17 protein-coding genes and 1 pseudogene are annotated in these 17,199 nt (G+C 73.7%); 12 read left to right on the forward strand and 6 right to left on the reverse strand.

Translation table 11 applies throughout. The features are described 5' to 3' along the window. Positions 1 to 78: 78 nt before the first annotated feature. The 12 genes and pseudogenes from ACQP0N_RS06135 (at position 79) to rdgB (ending at position 9,327) form a co-directional block, all read left to right on the forward strand. The gene (locus ACQP0N_RS06135) at positions 79 to 768 is read left to right on the forward strand and encodes a hypothetical protein (protein WP_433118277.1); all 690 of its coding nucleotides are present in this window, start codon (positions 79 to 81) and stop codon (positions 766 to 768) included. Further along, positions 750 to 1,628 (forward strand): hypothetical protein, encoded by an 879-nt coding sequence (locus tag ACQP0N_RS06140; RefSeq protein ID WP_433118278.1) that lies wholly within the window; start codon positions 750 to 752, stop codon positions 1,626 to 1,628. Before ACQP0N_RS06135 ends, ACQP0N_RS06140 begins: the two co-directional genes overlap by 19 nt. A gap of 148 nt (positions 1,629 to 1,776) precedes the next feature. Then, a complete protein-coding gene (gene clpS / locus ACQP0N_RS06145; RefSeq protein WP_039905549.1) occupies positions 1,777 to 2,067 on the forward strand; it encodes an ATP-dependent Clp protease adapter ClpS in 291 nt (96 codons plus the stop codon). Next, on the forward strand, positions 2,064 to 2,564 hold the full coding sequence (locus ACQP0N_RS06150; protein ID WP_433118280.1) for a DUF2017 domain-containing protein: 501 nt from the start codon (positions 2,064 to 2,066) through the stop codon (positions 2,562 to 2,564). The genes clpS and ACQP0N_RS06150 overlap by 4 nt, the downstream gene beginning before the upstream one ends. Before the next feature lie 52 nt (positions 2,565 to 2,616). Next, the gene (locus tag ACQP0N_RS06155; protein ID WP_433118282.1) at positions 2,617 to 3,105 is read left to right on the forward strand and encodes a Mov34/MPN/PAD-1 family protein; all 489 of its coding nucleotides are present in this window, start codon (positions 2,617 to 2,619) and stop codon (positions 3,103 to 3,105) included. 66 nt (positions 3,106 to 3,171) lie between these two features. Beyond that, a pseudogene (locus tag ACQP0N_RS06160) lies at positions 3,172 to 3,471 on the forward strand (MoaD/ThiS family protein); the annotation flags it as partial. A gap of 137 nt (positions 3,472 to 3,608) precedes the next feature. After that, a complete protein-coding gene (locus ACQP0N_RS06165) occupies positions 3,609 to 4,574 on the forward strand; it encodes a PLP-dependent cysteine synthase family protein (protein ID WP_357127683.1) in 966 nt (321 codons plus the stop codon). A gap of 226 nt (positions 4,575 to 4,800) precedes the next feature. Continuing rightward, positions 4,801 to 5,544: an MBL fold metallo-hydrolase gene (locus ACQP0N_RS06170; RefSeq protein ID WP_396801472.1), complete on the forward strand. Its 744-nt coding sequence runs from the start codon at positions 4,801 to 4,803 to the stop codon at positions 5,542 to 5,544. Positions 5,545 to 5,663: 119 nt separating this feature from the next. After that, complete coding sequence (locus ACQP0N_RS06175) at positions 5,664 to 6,809, forward strand: glycosyltransferase family 4 protein (RefSeq protein ID WP_433118285.1); 1,146 nt, start codon at positions 5,664 to 5,666, stop codon at positions 6,807 to 6,809. Further along, positions 6,806 to 7,975, forward strand: coding sequence for a glycosyltransferase (locus tag ACQP0N_RS06180; RefSeq protein ID WP_433118286.1), 1,170 nt, complete (start codon positions 6,806 to 6,808; stop codon positions 7,973 to 7,975). The genes ACQP0N_RS06175 and ACQP0N_RS06180 overlap by 4 nt, the downstream gene beginning before the upstream one ends. Before the next feature lie 9 nt (positions 7,976 to 7,984). Beyond that, positions 7,985 to 8,713 carry a ribonuclease PH gene (gene rph / locus ACQP0N_RS06185; RefSeq protein ID WP_355052053.1) on the forward strand — a complete coding sequence of 243 codons (729 nt, stop codon included), beginning with the start codon at positions 7,985 to 7,987 and terminating at the stop codon, positions 8,711 to 8,713. Then, the gene (rdgB, locus tag ACQP0N_RS06190) at positions 8,710 to 9,327 is read left to right on the forward strand and encodes an RdgB/HAM1 family non-canonical purine NTP pyrophosphatase (RefSeq protein ID WP_355052054.1); all 618 of its coding nucleotides are present in this window, start codon (positions 8,710 to 8,712) and stop codon (positions 9,325 to 9,327) included. Before rph ends, rdgB begins: the two co-directional genes overlap by 4 nt. A 61-nt stretch (positions 9,328 to 9,388) precedes the next feature. On the opposite strand, the gene hutH is transcribed toward rdgB, so the two are convergent. Genes hutH through ACQP0N_RS06220 form a run of 6 tightly spaced genes read right to left on the reverse strand, consistent with a single transcriptional unit; the run spans position 9,389 to position 17,198 of the window. After that, on the reverse strand, positions 9,389 to 10,927 hold the full coding sequence (gene hutH, locus ACQP0N_RS06195) for a histidine ammonia-lyase (RefSeq protein ID WP_433118290.1): 1,539 nt from the start codon (positions 10,925 to 10,927) through the stop codon (positions 9,389 to 9,391). Beyond that, a complete protein-coding gene (gene hutI / locus ACQP0N_RS06200; protein ID WP_433118292.1) occupies positions 10,924 to 12,120 on the reverse strand; it encodes an imidazolonepropionase in 1,197 nt (398 codons plus the stop codon). The genes hutH and hutI overlap by 4 nt, the downstream gene beginning before the upstream one ends. Beyond that, on the reverse strand, positions 12,117 to 13,484 hold the full coding sequence (locus tag ACQP0N_RS06205; RefSeq protein WP_433118294.1) for a formimidoylglutamate deiminase: 1,368 nt from the start codon (positions 13,482 to 13,484) through the stop codon (positions 12,117 to 12,119). The genes hutI and ACQP0N_RS06205 overlap by 4 nt, the downstream gene beginning before the upstream one ends. After that, positions 13,475 to 14,677, reverse strand: a complete 1,203-nt coding sequence (locus tag ACQP0N_RS06210) for an allantoate amidohydrolase (RefSeq protein ID WP_433118296.1) — start codon at positions 14,675 to 14,677, stop codon at positions 13,475 to 13,477. Before ACQP0N_RS06210 ends, ACQP0N_RS06205 begins: the two co-directional genes overlap by 10 nt. Beyond that, complete coding sequence (hutU, locus tag ACQP0N_RS06215) at positions 14,674 to 16,332, reverse strand: urocanate hydratase (protein WP_433118298.1); 1,659 nt, start codon at positions 16,330 to 16,332, stop codon at positions 14,674 to 14,676. The genes ACQP0N_RS06210 and hutU overlap by 4 nt, the downstream gene beginning before the upstream one ends. A 14-nt stretch (positions 16,333 to 16,346) precedes the next feature. Beyond that, complete coding sequence (locus ACQP0N_RS06220) at positions 16,347 to 17,198, reverse strand: MurR/RpiR family transcriptional regulator (protein ID WP_433118300.1); 852 nt, start codon at positions 17,196 to 17,198, stop codon at positions 16,347 to 16,349. Between the last annotated feature and the right edge of the window lies 1 nt (position 17,199).

The raw sequence follows: 17,199 nt of genomic DNA on the forward strand, positions 1-17,199 counted from the left end.
CGCTTCGGTCATCCGGGTGGTGTCACCGGAATTTCCAACCGACCGGCGTGCCGGTCGTCAGCCCCGGGAGGCCACCCGATGCAGCAGGGCCCTCTCCCCTCGCTCGACTCGCCCGGCGACATGGCCAGCTCAGCCGACCCGCCGAGTTGCGCCCCGCTGCCCACCGAGCTCGAGGTTCCCGATCCCCGATCGGACGAGCCGCTCGGCGTCGTCGCCGTCGGTCCCGCCGGCGCCGACCGGCGTGCCGTGCTCGCGACCCTCGTCGGTCTCGACCCGGTGATGCTCACCGTGCCGGCCGGCAGTTGGCTGGTGGTCCGGCACGCCAAGGTGCCGACGCGGGCGGCGTTCGTCCCGGGCTACCGTCAGCCGCACTCGTACGGCGCGGACCGGGACGCGGCCGGCCCGGCACTGGCCCGCCCGCCCCGACGGGTCGAGCTGAGCGTGCCCGAGCCGCTGCTGCGCCACTTCACCCTGATCGACACGCCGGACACCGGCGCGCTCGGTGTGGCCGGCGTCCGGGTGCTGCGGGACGCCGTCGGCCGGGCCGGCGCGCTGCTCTTCGTGATCGCGGCCGATCAGGCGTTCACCGCCCAGGAGTTGAACCTGCTCGCCGAGGTGGCCGCGGCCCCGGTGGAGGTCGTCTTCGCGGTGACGCCCGGCACGGCCGGTTGGGCGCCGGTGGCCGACGGCACGGCGACGACGGAGGACGCGAGGGCGTCCGTCCCGCCGGCGGTCGGTCGTTCGGGGAGGTGGACCCGATCGCGGTGACCGTCGCGGCGCACCGCGCGGCACTGTTGGCCGCCGTCCCCGCCCTGGCCGCCGCGCGCTGGTTCCCGGTCGACGGCGTCGACACCGCGGCCGACCTGCGCCGGGCGTTGGTGGGATGGTCGGCGACCGAGGGGTTGCAGCGGGCCAGCGCCGAACCGCCCGTTCTGCCGGGGCAGCACGACCGGGTGGCGGTGGCCGCCGACCCGGGCGACTGGTCCGAGCGGCTCGACCGGCAGGCCCGCTCCTGCGCCCAGCGGATCCGCCAGCACCTGGCCCTGGAACTGGCGAACATCCATCTGCGGGCCGTTCAGGAGATCGTCTTCGGGGTCGGCTGCGCCGGCCTTCCCGATCTGCTCGACCGGGAGATGGCGGCACTGTCGCTGCTGGCCACCGCGCAGTGCGACCGCGCGGTGCGGGGCATCGTGGCCGACAGCACCGCCCAGGTGCTCGGCACACCGCCCACCGAGGGCGTACGCCGTCGGATCGCCACGGCCGTCCAGTACGGCCTGGCCGACCACCGCACGGGACGTGACCTGGACCGGGTTCTGCTGGTCACCAGTACGGCGGGGGTGGCCGGACTGACCGGCGTCGAGGCGATCGACGCGCTCGCCGGTTATCCGACGGCAACCCGTGACGAGGTGCTTCCGCCGATCGCGGTGGCGCTCTCCGGCGGATGCTGGCAGCAGTGGCGTACGCCGGGAAACGACGACCACAGCGCCGCGCGGGCCTGGTCGCAGCGAGCGCTGCGGGAGGTCGAGTTGGAGCTCTCCCGCGAGATCTCCCGGCGGTTCGAGGTGATCCGTCTCTCGCTGGGCGTGGTGCTGTCCGATGCGATCGACCACGGCATCCTGCTTGCCTGACAGCGTGCCCGCCGTGCGGCTCGACCTCGCCCCGCGTCTCGCCTCCGCCGAGGTGCGAGGCGGTTTCGCGGCGCGCACGACGGGCGATCCGGGTTCGTCCGGCGTTCCGGTTCCTCGGTTCCGGGAAACCGGTGGCACGATGGGGGGCATGGCGGCTCCACAGGTTGCACCGGTCGAGACGCCGGCCACTGACGACGTGCCGGCGCCCGACCGGCAATGGGTGACGATCGTGTGGGACGACCCGGTCAACCTGATGACGTACGTGACCTGGGTCTTCCAGAAGCTCTTCGGCTACAGCCGGGAGAGGGCGGAGCAGCTCATGCTCGACGTGCACCACAAGGGCCGCGCCGTGGTCTCGACGGGCGCCCGCGAGCGCATGGAGCACGACGCGTCGCAGCTGCACGCGTACGGGCTCTGGGCAACGGTGGATCGCTCATGAGCATGTTCCGGCGGCAGGCGGGCCGCTACGTCGCCACGTTCGCCGTCGACGAGGTGCGGGTGCTGCGCAAGGTCGCCACCGAGGTGGTCGGTCTGCTCACCGATGGCTTCGACCACACCGACCCGGTCGTCGGCCGGCTGTTTCCGGAGGCGTACCCGGAGGACGCGGCCAGCGCTGCGGAGTTCCGCCGCTACACCGAGGGTGACCTGAAGACCGCGAAGATCGACCAGGCCGGGGCGATCCTGGCCGCGCTGCCCGACGATGCCGGCGGCGAGGTGCGGTTGGACGCCGAAGCGGCCGAGGCGTGGCTGCGGGCGCTCAACGACGCACGGCTGGCGATGGGCGTCCGGCTGGAGATCAAGGACGGCACGGACCTGGGCGAGGAGTTGGACGACGCGGTGACCGAGGATCCCGGGTCGAGCCGGGTGTTCCAGCTGTCGGTCTACGCGTATCTCGGATATCTCCAGGAGTCGCTGCTCAACGCCTTGATCGACTAGGCGTGACCCGCACCACTTCAGGCCCTGCCTGGGAGGCGTTAGGCTGGTGCACGTGCTGAGCATCGACCGGTCGATCATCGACGCGATCGTCGCCCACGCGCGCCGGGACCATCCCGACGAGGCGTGCGGCGTCGTCGCCGGTGCCGTCGGCAGTGACACCCCGACCCGGCACATCCCGATGGACAATGCCGCGCGGTCGATGACCTTCTACGAGTTCGACTCGATGGAGCACCTGCGCGTCTGGCGGGAGATGGACGACCGCGACGAGGAGCCGGTGGTCATCTACCACTCGCACACCGCGACCGAGGCGTACCCGTCACGTACCGATGTGTCCTTCGCCGGCGAGCCGAACGCGCACTACCTGCTCGTCTCGACCCGCGAGCCCGACTCGGAGGAGATCCGCTCGTTCCGGATCGTCGACGGCGTGGTGACCGAGGAGCCGGTCCAGGTCGTGGAGGCCGGGGTCGACCCGCACGCCGTGCAGTCCTACATGTTCGGGCAGAGCCCGGCGACGGTCGACTACGAGTGTTCCGGCCGCTGACCCGTCAGCGTCCGCACCCGTTTCTTCCCGTCACCGTTGGCACACCCGATCAAGGAGCACGACATCATGGCCATCGAAGTTCGCATCCCCACCATCCTGCGTAGCTACACCGGCGGCGCCAAGGTCGTCGAGGGCGCCGGCGACACGCTGGCGGACCTGCTCACCGACCTGGACTCCCGGCACGCCGGCCTGCGTGGCCGGCTGGTCACCGACGCCGGGGCGCTGCACCGCTTCGTCAACGTCTACGTCAACGACGAGGACGTGCGCTTCCTCGGCGCGCTCGACGCCAAGCTCTCCGACGGCGACAGCGTCACCATCCTGCCGGCCGTGGCCGGCGGCGCGTTCGGCTTCGCCGCGGCAGCCGCGATCAGCTCGCACAGCGCCGCGGCAGCCGCGATCAGCTCGCACAGCGCCGCGGCAGCGGCGATCAGCTCGCACAGCATCAGCCGGGACAGCGCGGCAACGGCTCGCGACGCCGTCGCCGCTCGCTGAGGGCGGTCGTCGTGGCGCGGTACGACAGCCTGCTCGACGCGTGCGGAGGTACGCCGCTCGTCGGGCTGCCCCGGCTCTCCCCGACGGTGCCCGACGGGGCGCCGCCGGTGCGGCTCTGGGCCAAGCTGGAGGACCGGAACCCGACGGGCAGCATCAAGGACCGCGCGGCGATGTTCATGGTCCGCGCGGCGGAGGAGGCGGGCCGGCTCCGGGCTGGTGACACCATCCTGGAGCCGACCAGCGGCAACACCGGTATCTCGTTGGCCATGGTGGCGAAGCTGCGCGGGTACCGGCTGGTCTGCGTGATGCCCGAGAACGTCTCGACCGAGCGGGTTCAACTACTCCGCATGTACGGGGCGGAAATCATCTTCTCGGAGGCGGCGGGCGGCTCGAACCAGGCCGTCGCGACGGCCAAGCAGATCGCCGCCGACCACCCGGACTGGGTGATGCTCTACCAGTACGGCAACGAGGCCAACGCGCGGGCGCACTACGAGACGACCGGCCCGGAGCTGCTGCACGACCTGCCCACCATCACGCACTTCGTGGCCGGACTGGGCACCACCGGCACCCTGATGGGCACCGGGCGCTACCTGCGCGAAAAGGTCGAGGGCATCCAGGTCGTGGCGGCCGAGCCGCGCTACGGGGAGCTGGTCTACGGGCTGCGCAACATCGACGAGGGGTACGTGCCGGAGCTGTACGACGCCTCGGTCCTGTCCCGGCGTTTCTCGGTCGGCACGCGGGACGCGGTGCTGCGCACCCGTCAGCTCGTGGAGGTGGAGGGCATCTTCGCCGGGTTCTCCACGGGCGCGATCCTGCACGCCGCGCTGGCGGTGGCCCACGAGGCGGTTCGCGCCGGCCGCCGTGCCGACGTCGCGTTCGTGGTGTGCGACGGCGGCTGGAAGTACCTGTCCACCGGCGCGTACGGCGGCACCCTCGGCGACGCCGAGGACGCGTTGGAAGGTCAGCTCTGGGCCTGAGGGCCGGGTCCCTGCGCGAACGGGCCGTCGACGTGTGCGTCGATGGCCCGTTCCGCGTCCCGGCTCGCCGTGAGCGTGTGTCACGTTCGTGACAACTTCCAACGGATGATTCTTGTCCTCGGGTACCCCGGCGTAGGCTGCGCAGCGTGGCGTACGCGTCGGTAGAGATCATGGCCGGTACGACCGCCGGCAGAGATACTACCGACAGTGACAGTGAGAAAACCCGATGCGACTGACTGTCCTTGGGTGTGCCGGCAGCTTCCCGGGCCCCGAGTCACCGTGCTCCGCCTACCTCGTCGAGGCGGATGGTTTCCGTCTCCTGGTCGACTTCGGCTCGGGGTCGTTGTCCAGCCTCCAGCGGTACGTGGGGCTGCACGCTCCGGACGCGATCCTGCTGACCCACCTGCACTGCGACCACATCCTCGACGCGGTGACGTACGTGGTGGTCCGCCGGTACGCCCCCGAGGGCCCGTACCCGGCGCTGCCGGTGTACGCCCCGGCCGGCGCCCCGGACCGGCTCAGCGCCGCCTACGGCGACGACGGCACGGTGGACGACGTCTACCAGTTCTACGCCCTCCAGCCGGGAACGTTCCCGATCGGGCCGTTCACGGTCACCGTCGACCGGGTCAACCATCCCGTCGAGACGTACGGCGTGCGGCTGGAGCACGGTGGGCGGTCGCTGTGCTACTCGTCGGACACCGCCGAGTGCGACGCGTTGCTGCGACTGGCCCAGAGCGCCGACGTGTTCCTGTGCGAGGCCAGCTACCTGGACGGCGTGGACAATCCGCCGGATCTGCACCTGACCGGCCGGGAGGCGGGTGAGATCGCGACGAAGGCGGCGGTGGGTCGTCTGCTGCTGACCCACCTGGTCGCGGCCTGGGGCAGCGAGGCGCACACGCTGGAGTCGGCGGCCGCCGCGTACAACGGGCCGCTCGAAGTGGTCCGGGCGGGCGCCAGCTACGACATCTGACCGCATCGTGGCCACCCGGCGCTTCGTGGGTGTCGATGGCCCGGTGTTGTGCCGTACTGTTCGCCGGCCGGTCAGCGGCTGGTCGTCTGGCGCACCCCCGGCACCCGCACGGTGTGGACATGCGGATCGCCATCGTGACCGAGTCGTTCCCGCCGGACGTCAACGGCGTCGCGCACTCCGTGGTGCGTACGGCCGAGCACCTGCTGGCCCGTGGCCACGAGCCGGTCGTCATCGCACCCGCGCCTTCCGGCGCGGCCCGGCGGGGCGTCGACCGTCTGGCGTACCCGGTGGTGCGTATCCCCAGCGTGCCGTTGCCCCGCTACCAGGGCTTCCGGCTGGGCGTGCCGACCGGTACCCGGCTGGCGGGGGCACTGCTGTCGGCCGCGCCGGACGTGGTGCACCTGGCGAGCCCGTTCGTTCTCGGCGCGCGGGCGGCCACCCTCGCCGACCGGTACGGGCTGCCGATGGTGGCGGTCTACCAGACCGACGTGGCCGCCTACGCCCGGGCGTACCGGGTGAGCTGGGGTGAGGCGGCCGCGTGGCGGCGACTCCGGGAGATCCACAATCTGGCCCAACGGACGCTCGCGCCGTCGACCCGGGCAGCGGCCGACCTGATCGCCAACGGCGTGCAGCGGATCTGGTTGTGGGGCCGGGGCGTCGACGCCGTCCGGTTCGACCCGGCCAAGCGCTGCGCCGACCTGCGGCGTCGGCTGGCCCCGGGCGGGGAGCTGCTGGTCGGCTACGTGGGCCGGTTGGCCCCGGAGAAGCGGGTCGAGTTGTTGGCGGCGACGTCCCGGCTGCCGGGCGTACGGGCGGTGGTGGCCGGTGACGGCCCGGCCCGTCGTCAGCTAGAGCGGGCGTTGCCGGGGGTCACGTTCCTGGGTGTGCGGCACGGCGAGGACCTGGCACGGCTCTACGCCAGCCTGGACGTGTTCGCGCACACCGGTCCGCACGAGACGTTCGGCCAGACCGTGCAGGAGGCGTTGGCGTCCGGGGTGCCGGTGGTCGCCCCGGCCAGCGGCGGGCCGGTCGACCTGGTCGACTCGGGCCGGACCGGGCTGCTGGTGCCGCCCGGCGACGGGGACGCGCTGGCCGCCGCCGTGGCCGAGCTGACTGGGGACGCCGACCGGCGGCGGGCGTACGGGGTGGCGGCCCGGGCCGCGGTGCGCCGGCGTAGCTGGGCGGCCGTCGGCGACGAGCTGGTCGGGCACTACCACGCGGTACGCGCCAGCGCCGCCACCGTCGGCCTGCCGGCCGCGTCGTGACGGCGACGGCCGGTGGGCTACGGATAGTCCGGCTCGCGAACTTCGTGACCGAGCGCTCCGGCGGCCTGCGTACGGCGCTGCGGCACCTCGGTGAGGGCTACCGCGCGGCGGGACACGATCCGGTGCTGGTGGTGCCCGGCCGACGGAACACCCACGAGTGGCACCCGTGGGGTCGAGTCGTCACCCTGCCGGGCCTGGAGCTGCCGGGCACGGGTGGTTACCGGCTGCTGGCCGGCCGGCAGCGGCTGGCCCGGGTGCTCGCCGAGCTGACGCCGGACCGGCTGGAGGTGTCCGACCGGTCCTCGCTGCGCTGGACGGGGGCCTGGGCGAAGGCGCACGGGGTGCCGTCGGTGATGGTCTCGCACGAGTCGCTGACCGGCCTGCTCGGCCAGTGGGGAGTGCCGGACGTGCTGCGCCGGCCGACCGCCGACCGGCTCAACCGGGCCACCAGCCGGGCGTACGACCGGATCGTGTGCACGACCCGGTGGGCGGCCGAGGAGTTCGCTCGCATCGGGGCCGACAACGTCCACCTGGTGCCGCTCGGCGTGGACCTGGACACCTTCGGACCGGGGCGGGCCGACCCGCGGCTGCGGGAACGCTACGCCGACCCGACCGAGCTGCTGCTCGTACACTGCGCGCGGTTGTCTCCGGAGAAGCGGCCGGAACTGGCGGTCGAAGCCCTCGCCGAGCTGCGCCGGGCCGGTGTGCCGGCGGTGCTCGTGCTGGCCGGGGACGGCCCACTGCGCGCGTCGCTGGCCCGTCGGGCGGCCGGCCTGCCGGTCACGTTCACCGGCTTCCTGCCCGACCGTGCCGCGGTGGCCGCGCTGCTCGCGAGCGCGGACGTGGTGCTGGCGCCCGGCCCGGTGGAGACCTTCGGCCTGGCCGGGCTGGAGGCGCTGGCCTGCGGCACTCCCGTGGTGGTGAACGCCGCGAGCGCGTTGCCCGAGGTGGTCGGCTCGGCGGGGCTGGCCGCGTACGGCTCCGGGGCGTCGCTGGCCGAGGCCGTGCTGCGCCTCGTGGCCCGTCCGGAGGCGCAGCGGCGGCGGGCCGCCCGGGCGCGGGCCGAGGAGTTCGGGTGGCCGGCGGCGGTCGCCGGATTCCTGGCGGCACACGGCGCGGACGTGCCGCAGGGCACCCGGGGCGAGGTGGATCCCCGCACCGCATAGGGTGCAGGAATGGCGCGACCTGACGGGCGAGGGCCCTCTCAACTCCGACCGGTGACCCTGACCCGAGGCTGGAGCACCCACCCGGAGGGGTCGGTGCTCGTCGAGTTCGGCGGCACCCGGGTGCTCTGCACGGCGAGCGTCACCGAGGGCGTGCCCCGCTGGCGCAAGGGTTCCGGGCTCGGCTGGGTGACCGCCGAGTACGCGATGCTGCCCCGGGCCACCAACACCCGATCCGACCGGGAGAGCGTCAAGGGCCGGGTCGGTGGGCGTACCCACGAGATCTCCCGACTCATCGGTCGCAGCCTGCGCGCCTGCATCGACCTCAAGGCGCTCGGCGAGAACTCGATCGTGCTCGACTGCGACGTGTTGCAGGCCGACGGAGGCACCCGGACCGCCGCGATCACCGGCGCGTACGTGGCGCTGCACGACGCGGTGGGTTGGTTGGCGGCCCGTAAGTCCCTCGCCGGCAAGCCGGAGAAGGTCATGCACCGCTCGGTGGCCGCCGTCAGCGTCGGGATCATCGCCGGGGAGGCGCGCCTGGACCTCTGCTACGAGGAGGACGTGGCCGCCGAGGTGGACATGAACGTGGTGTGCACCGGCACGGGCGACTTCGTCGAGGTGCAGGGCACCGGTGAGGCGGGCGTGTTCGCCCGGGACCAGCTCGACAGCCTGCTCGACCTGGCCGTGGCCGGGTGCGCCGAGTTGGCCGAAGCCCAGCGGAAGGCGCTTTCCTCATGAACAAGGTTTTGCTGGCCACCCGGAACCGTAAGAAGCTGGTGGAGCTTCAGCGGATCCTGGACGGCGCGCTCGGCGCGCACCGGATCGCCCTGCTCGGCCTCGACGACGTCGAGGAGTACCCGGAGCTGCCCGAGACCGGCCTCACCTTCGGCGAGAACGCGCTGATCAAGGCGCGGGAGGGATGCCGGCGGACGGGGTTGCCGACCATCGCCGACGACTCGGGCATCGCCGTGGACGCGCTGAACGGGATGCCCGGGGTGTTCAGTGCCCGGTGGGCCGGTAAGCACGGCGACGACCAGGCAAATCTCCAGCTCGTGCTGGACCAGATCGCCGACGTGCCGGACGAGCACCGGGCGGCGTCCTTCGTCTGCACGGTGGCGCTGGTGCTGCCCGGCGGCAAGGAGCACCTGGTCGACGGCCGGCAGCCCGGTCGGGTGCTGCGCGCACCGCGCGGCGACGGCGGGTTCGGCTACGACCCCATCTTCCTGGGCGACGGCCAGGACCGGACCAACGCCGAGCTGACCCCGGCCGAGAAGGACGCGGTCAGCCACCGGGGCAAGGCGCTGCGCGAGCTGGCCAAGCTGGTCGCCAAGGTGCTGCCGCCCGCCGCCTGACGGGCGCGAGATGCTGCCGCCCGCCGCCTGACCCGCGGCGGACGACAGCGACCCGTGGAGGTCAGCCCAGCGGGCCGACCTCCCGCTCGATGGCGGCGCGCAGCTCGGGGCCGGCCACGACCGCACGGGCCGCCTCCATCACCGGGGCGAGGAACACGTCCGGGCCGGGGTCGCCGGCCGCCGCACCGAGCGCGGCGACGGCGGCCCGACCGGCCGGCGACGGCACCAGCGGTTCGCGCAGTTGCAGGCCACGTACTCCGGCCAGCAGCTCCACCGCGAGCAGGCTGGTGAGGTTGTCCAGCACGGTACGCAGCTTCTTGGCCCCCGCCCAGCCCATCGAGACGTGGTCCTCCTGCATGCCGCTGGTGGGCAGCGAGTCCACCGACGCGGGCGCGGCCAGCCGCCGGTTCTCGGCGACGATGCCGGCCGCCGTGTACTGGGCGATCATCAGCCCGGAGTTGACCCCGGCGTCGGGGGAGAGGAACGCCGGCAGCTCCCGCGAGCGGGTCACGTCGAGCAGTCGGTCCACCCGCCGCTCGGCGATCGCGCCGACCTCGGCGGCGGCGATCGCGAGGAAGTCGGCGGCGAAACCGAGCGGAGCGCCGTGGAAGTTCCCGGTCGACTCGACCCGACCGTCCGGCAGCACCACCGGGTTGTCCACCACGGACACCAGCTCCCGGGCCGCGACCGTGCGGACGAAGTCCAGGGTGTCGCGGGCCGCGCCGGCCACCTGCGGCGCGCAGCGCATCGAGTACGCGTCCTGCACGGCGTGCGCCAGGTCGTCGCGGTGCGAGTCCATGACCCGCGAATCCTGCAACAGTCGGTGGATGTTCGCCGCCGACGCCGCCTGACCGGGGTGCGGTCGGATGGCGTGCAGCTCGGGCAGGAACGGCCGCTCCGAGCCGAGCATCGCCTCGATGGCCAGCGCGGCGGTCACGTCCGCCATCGCGAAGAGGTGCGCCGCGTCGTGGATGGCCAGCAACAGCATGCCGAGCATGCCGTCGGTGCCGTTGATCAGCGCCAGCCCCTCCTTGGCGGCCAGCTCGATCGGCTTGAGCCCGTTGGCGGCCAGCACGTCGGCCGCGTCCTGCCGCTCGCCGGCCGGGCCGAGCACCCAGCCCTCACCGAGCAACACCAGCGCGCAGTGTGCCAGCGGCGCCAGGTCGCCGGACGCGCCCAGCGAGCCGTGCTCCGGCACCCACGGGGTGATGTCGTGGTTGAGCAGGTCGACGAGGGCATCGGCGACCAGCGGCCGGACCCCGGAGCGGCCCAGGGCGAGCGAGCGTACGCGCAGCAGCATCATGGCGCGTACCACCTCGCGGGGCATCGGTGCGCCCACCCCGGCGGCGTGCGAGCGGATCAGCGCGTGTTGCAGCTCGGCCCGCCGCTCGGGGGCGACGAACGTGTTCGCCAGGGCCCCGAACCCGGTCGAGACGCCGTACACCGGTCGTCCGGCGGCCTCGATGCCGTCCACGATCGCGCGGCTGGTCGCCATCGCGTCCCGGGCGGCCGGGTCGAGGACCACCGTGGCGGTGCCGCGGGCCACCGCGAGCACGTCGTCGGCGGTGATCCCGGTTGGTTGGATGGTCACGTTCGTCACTGCGGTACTCCGTTGCGAATTACCTGGCGGATCAGGGGGACACCGGGCCGGTAGGCCAGGTGCAGGTAGGACGGCGCGTCCAGGACGACGAGGTCGGCCCGCGCGCCGGGAGTGAGCACGCCGATGTCGTCGCGGCGCAGCGCCCGCGCGCCACCGGCGGTGGCGGCCCAGACCGCCTCCGCCGGGGTCATCCGCATCTCGCGGACCGCGAGGGCGATACAGAAGGGCATCGACGAGGTGTACGACGAACCGGGGTTGCAGTCCGTCGCCAGGGCCACGGTGACGCCCGCGTCGAGCAGCCGGCGCGCGTCCGGGTACGGCGAGCGGGTGGAGAACTCGGCGCCCGGCAGCAGGGTGGCGACGGTGGTGGTGTGCGCACCTTCGTGGCACATGCAGTCGAACCGGTTCGAGGCGAGCGCGTCGACGTCGGCGTCGCTGAGGTGGGTGCAGTGGTCGACGCTGGCCGCGCCCAGCTCCACCCCGAGCTGCACGCCCGGCCCGGGGCCGAGCTGGTTGGCGTGCAGCCGTACGCCCAGCCCGGCGGCCTGCCCGCAGGCGAGGATGGCGCGGGCGTGGTCGACGTCGAAGGCGCCCCGCTCGCAGAACACGTCGATCCACTTCGCGTACGGCGCGGCGGCGGCCAGCATCGGCCCGCAGACCAGCCCGACGTAGTCGTCCGGCCGGTCGGCGTACTCGGCGGGGACCACGTGCGCGCCCAGGAAGGTGGTCTCACTGCTGGTCTCGGCGGCGATCCGGAGCGAGCGGGCCTCGTCGGCGACGTTCAGCCCGTACCCACTCTTGATCTCCATGGTCGTGGTGCCCTGGCGCAGCGCCTCCCCGCGTAGCCGGCGCACGGTGGTCCGCAGCTCGTCGTCGGTGGCGGCCCGGGTCGCGCCCACGGTGGTCCGGATGCCGCCGCCGGTGTACGGCTCGCCGGCCATCCGCGCGGCGAACTCGGCGGCCCGGTCCCCGGCGAAGACCAGGTGGGCGTGGCTGTCCACGAAGCCGGGCAGTACGGCGGCCCCGCCGACGTCGATCCGGTGTTCGGCGGCCGGCGCGTACGCGGACGGCCCGACCCAGGCCACCCGATCCTCCTCGACGAGCACGGCCGCCTTGCGGCGGATTCCCAGCGGATCGGCGCCGATGCCGTTGGTGACCAGCTCCCCGATGTTGTCGACGAGCAGGCTGCTCATGAGGGAGTCACCGCCTCGATCGACGCCGACAGCTCGGCCGGCACGTCGACGCTGAGGTGCCGGCCCTCGGCCACCACCACCCGGCCGTCCACCACGACCTGGTCGACGTCCGCCGCGACGGCCGCGAAGAACGCCCCCACCGGGGGTACGCCGGCGGTGCGGGCGCTGTCGAGCCGTACCGTCACCAGGTCGGCGCGGGCGCCGGCGGCGATCCGACCGGCGTCGGTCCACCCCAGCGCGGCGTGCCCGGCGGCGGTGGCCGTGGTGAACAGCTCGACCGGGGTGAAGTGGCCGCGCCGGCGGGTGCGTAGCCGCTCGTCCAGCTCCACGGCACGAGCCTCCTCGAACAGGTCGACCACGGCGTGACTGTCGCTGCCCAGGCTCAGCCGGATACCCGCGTCGGCCATCCGGCGGGCCGGACCGATGCCGTCGGCGAGGTCCCGCTCGGTGGTGGGACAGAGGCACACGCCGGTCCGGCTGTCGGCGAGCAGGGTCAGGTCCGCGCTGGTCGGATGGGTGGCGTGCACGGCCGTGGTGTCCGGCCCGAGCACTCCGTGCTCGGCGAGCAGCGCGGTGGGCGTACGCCCGTGCACGGCCCGGCACTCGTCGTTCTCGGCGGGCTGCTCGGAGAGGTGCACGTGCAGCGGGGCCCGCCGGTCGCGGGCCCAGTCGGCGACCGTGCGGAGCTGGTCGGCGGGGACCGCCCGGACCGAGTGCACGGCCGCGCCGACCCGCACGTGGGAGTCCGTCGGCTGGAACGCCGCCGCGCGTCGCGCCCAGCCGTCCGCGTCACCGTCGCCGAAGCGCCGCTGCGGCCCGGCGAGCGGCTGACCGTCCACCGTGGAGGCCAGGTAGCAGGTGTCCAGCAGGGTGAGCCGGACCCCGGCGTGCGCGGCGGCCTCGACCAGCGCCGCGCCCATCGCGTTCGGATCGTCGTACGCGCCGCCGTCCGGCCGGTGGTGCAGGTAGTGGAACTCGCCCACGCAGGTGATCCCGGCGAGCGCCATCTCGGCGTACACCGCCCGGGCCAGCGCCAGGTAGGTGTCCGGGTCGAGCCGGTCCGCGACCGCGTACATGCGGTCCCGCCAGGAGAAGAAGTCACCCCGCCCGCCGTGGGTGCGCCCCCGCAGCGCCCGGTGGAAGGCGTGCGAGTGCGCGTTCGCCAGGCCCGGCAGGGTCAGGCCGGGCAGCGGCACGGCGTCGGCGTACACGTCGACCCCGGACGGCGGTCGGCTCCCGGGGGTCAGCGGCGTCACCGCGCTGATCCGGCCGTCCTCGACCTCGATCAGCACGTCGGGGGTGGGCTCGGCGTGCGCGGGCAGCCAGGCGTACTCGGCCAGCCAGCGGGCGGTGGTCAGCGACATGTCAGCTCCTCCAGCACGCGGGCCAGCGCGCGAATCCCCGCCGCGCAGTCGTCGTCGCTCGCGGCCTCGGCGGGGGAGTGCGACACCCCGGTCGGGTTGCGCACGAACAGCATCGCCGTGGGCAGGTAGGCCGCGAGCACCCCGGCGTCGTGTCCCGCGCCCGTGGGCAGCACCGGCGCGTCGAGCAGCGTCGCCAGCCGGGCGGCCAGATCGCCGTCGAAGGCGACCAGCGGGGTCACCGACTCCTCGGTCACCAGCACCTCCGTGCCGTCGCGGCGGGACCGCTCGGCGAGCTTGGCCCGGACCGCGTCGACCAGCCCGGTCAGGGTCTCCGGGTCGGCCGCGCGCGCGTCCAGCCAGCCGGTCACCCTCGACGGGATCGCGTTGGTGGCGTTGGGTTCCACGGCGACCCGACCCACGGTGGCGTGCGCCCCACGCACCCGGGCCTCCTTGTTCGCGGCCAACACCCCGAACGCGTAGGTGAGCATCGGGTCGCGCCGGTCGGCCATCCGCGTCGTACCCGCGTGGTTGCCCTCACCGACCACGTCGAACCGCCAGCGGCCGTGCGGCCAGATGGCGCTCGCCACCCCCACCGGCGCGTCCGCGTCCACGAGCGCGCGGCCCTGCTCGACGTGCAGCTCCACGAACGCGCCGAAGCGACCCAGCAGCTCCGGTCGGGCGCCCGCCGGCCGCCCGCCGAGCGCGTCGGCGAAGCTCACCCCGGCCGCGTCGCGCAGGCCGGCCGCGCGGTCGGCCGCCAGCACGCCGGTGAGCAGCCGCGACCCCAGGCAGGGTACGCCGAAGCGCGCGCCCTCCTCCTCCACGAACGCGGCCACCACCAGCGGCCGGACCGGGGTGACACCGGCGGCGCGCAGCTCGTCCACAGCGAGGAACGCGCTGACGATGCCGAGCGGCCCGTCGTACGCCCCGCCGTGCGGCACCGAGTCGAAGTGACTGCCGGTCAGCACGGCGTCCGTGCCCTCCGGGTCACCCCAGTGGGCGAACAGGTTGCCGTTGCCGTCCTCGGTGACCGGCAGGCCGCGACGGTCGGCCTGCCCGTGGAACCAGGCCCGCAGTTGGTGTTCCGGCTCGGTCAACGCGTACCGCAGATAGCCGCCGCTGTCGGCGTTCCGCCCGACCGGCGCGATCTCGTCCCACAGCTCCCGGAACCGGCCGGGCAGGTCGTCACTCACGCGCTCTCACCCTCGGTCATGGGGACGCGGACGCCGGTGCGCTCGGCGACCTCGCGTGCGCTGTCGTAGCCGGCGTCGACGTGCCGGATGACGCCCATCGCCGGGTCGTTGGTGAGCACCCGCTCGATCTTCTGGCCGGCCAGGGCGGTGCCGTCGGCCACACAGACCTGCCCGGCGTGGATCGACCGGCCGATGCCGACACCCCCGCCGTGGTGGATGGACACCCAGGACGCCCCGCTGGCGGTGTTGACCAGCGCGTTCAGCAGCGGCCAGTCCGCGATCGCGTCGGAGCCGTCCGCCATCCCCTCGGTCTCCCGGTACGGGCTCGCGACGCTGCCGGTGTCCAGATGGTCCCGGCCGATCACCACCGGCGCGGAGAGCTCACCGGAGGCGACCATGTCGTTGAACCGCACGCCCGCCCGGTCGCGTTCACCCTGGCCGAGCCAGCAGATCCGGGCTGGCAGGCCCTGGAACGCGACCCGCTCGCCGGCCAGTTTGATCCAGCGGGCCAGGGACTCGTTCTCCGGGAACAGGTCCAGGATGGCCCGGTCGGTGGCGGCGATGTCGGCCGGGTCGCCGGAGAGCGCCGCCCACCGGAACGGGCCCCGGCCCTCGCAGAACAGCGGGCGGATGTACGCGGGTACGAAGCCCGGGAAGTCGAACGCCCGCTGGTAGCCGCCGAGCTGCGCCTCGCCCCGGATCGAGTTGCCGTAGTCGAAGACCTCGGCGCCGGCGTCGAGGAACCCGACCATCGCCTCGACGTGCTTCGCCATCGACGCGCGGGCCCGATCGGTGAACTCGGCGGGCTTCGCCGCGGCGTAGTCCCGCGCGTCGGCCAGCTCGACCCCGACCGGCAGGTACGCCAGCGGGTCGTGGGCGCTGGTCTGGTCGGTCACGATGTCGATCTCGACGCCCCGGCCCAGCAGCTCCGGGAAGACCTCGGCGGCGTTGCCGACGACCCCGACGCTCAACGCGCGCCGGTCCCGCTTCGCCGCGCGGACCCGCGCGACCGCGTCGTCCAGGGAGTCGGCCACCTCGTCCAGGTAGCGGTCGTGCACCCGGCGGTCCAGACGGGTGCGGTCGACGTCGACGATCAGGCAGACGCCGTCGTTCATGGTGACCGCGAGGGGCTGCGCGCCACCCATTCCGCCGCAGCCGGCGGTGAGCGTCAGCGTCCCGGCCAGGGTGCCGCCGAACCTCTTGGCGGCCACGGCGGCGAACGTCTCGTAGGTGCCCTGGAGGATGCCCTGCGTGCCGATGTAGATCCACGAGCCGGCCGTCATCTGCCCGTACATGGTCAGGCCGAGCTGTTCTAGGCGGCGGAACTCGGGCCAGGTCGCCCAGTCGCCGACCAGGTTGGAGTTCGCCAGCAGCACCCGGGGCGCCCACTCGTGCGTACGCATCACACCGACCGGTCGCCCGGACTGCACCAGCATCGTCTCGTCCGCGCGCAGGTCGGTCAGCGTACGCACCAACGCGTGGTACGACGGCCAGTCCCGCGCCGCCTTTCCGGTCCCGCCGTAGACCACCAGGTCGTCGGGGCGTTCGGCCACCTCCGGATCGAGGTTGTTCATCAGCATCCGCAGGGCGGCCTCCTGCTGCCAGCCACGGGTGGTGAGCTGGCTGCCCCGTGCGGCACGGATGGGCTGGGTCATCTCCGGTCTCCTCCTCATCCGAGGAACAACTGTCGGCGGGCCGCGGAGGCTTCGAACGCCTCCAGGCGGCGCTGGGTGTCGGCCGGCGCGGCGTCGCAGATCGCCTGCAACAGGACCATCGCCAGGGTCATCGGGGCGGTGTGCAGGTCGAAGACGAGTTGGGCGCCGACGGCGGCCGGCAGCACCACGTCGGCGTGTTCGGTGGCCGGGCTGACCGGCGAGTCGGTGATCGCCACGACGGTCAGCCCGGCGGCGCGCGCGTCGCGCAGGGCGTCCAAGGTCTCCCGGGGGTAGCGGGGCAGTACGAAGGCGAGCACGGCGGACGCCCCGGCCTCGGCGGCCTGCTCCAGCCGGTCGGTGAGCAGGCTGCCGCCGTCGTTGAGCACCCGCACGTCCGGGTGGACCTTGGCGGCGAAGTAGGCGAAGTACGCGGCCAGCGGCGCGGCGGCCCGCAGGCCCAGCACCGGCAGCGGCCGGCTGGACGCGAGCAGCCGCCCGGTCCCGGCGATCCGATCGGTGTCGGCGAGCTGTTCGGCCAGCCGGTCCAGGTTGCCCATCTCGGCGCGTACCGCCTGCTGGAGCTCGTTGGCGGTGTCCGCCGGGCCGCCGGTCGTGCGGGCGGTGAGGTCCCGCAGACGGCGGCGCAGCGCCGGATAGCCGTCGTGGCCGAGCGCGACGGCGAAGCGGGTGACCGAGGGCTGGCTTACCCCGGCCAGCTCGGCGACCTCCGCGGCGGAGAGGTACGCGACGGTTGGCGCGTGCTGCACGAGACAGTGCGCGATCCGGCGCTGGGTCGGGGTGAGCCGTACCCCGTCGAACAGGTCGAGGACCTGCTCGGCCGTCGCCTCGGCAGCACTGTCATTCACA

Origin of the sequence: Micromonospora sp. CA-246542, assembly GCF_050942905.1 — a bacterium.
In the GTDB taxonomy this organism is placed as follows: Bacteria; Actinomycetota; Actinomycetes; order Mycobacteriales; family Micromonosporaceae; genus Micromonospora.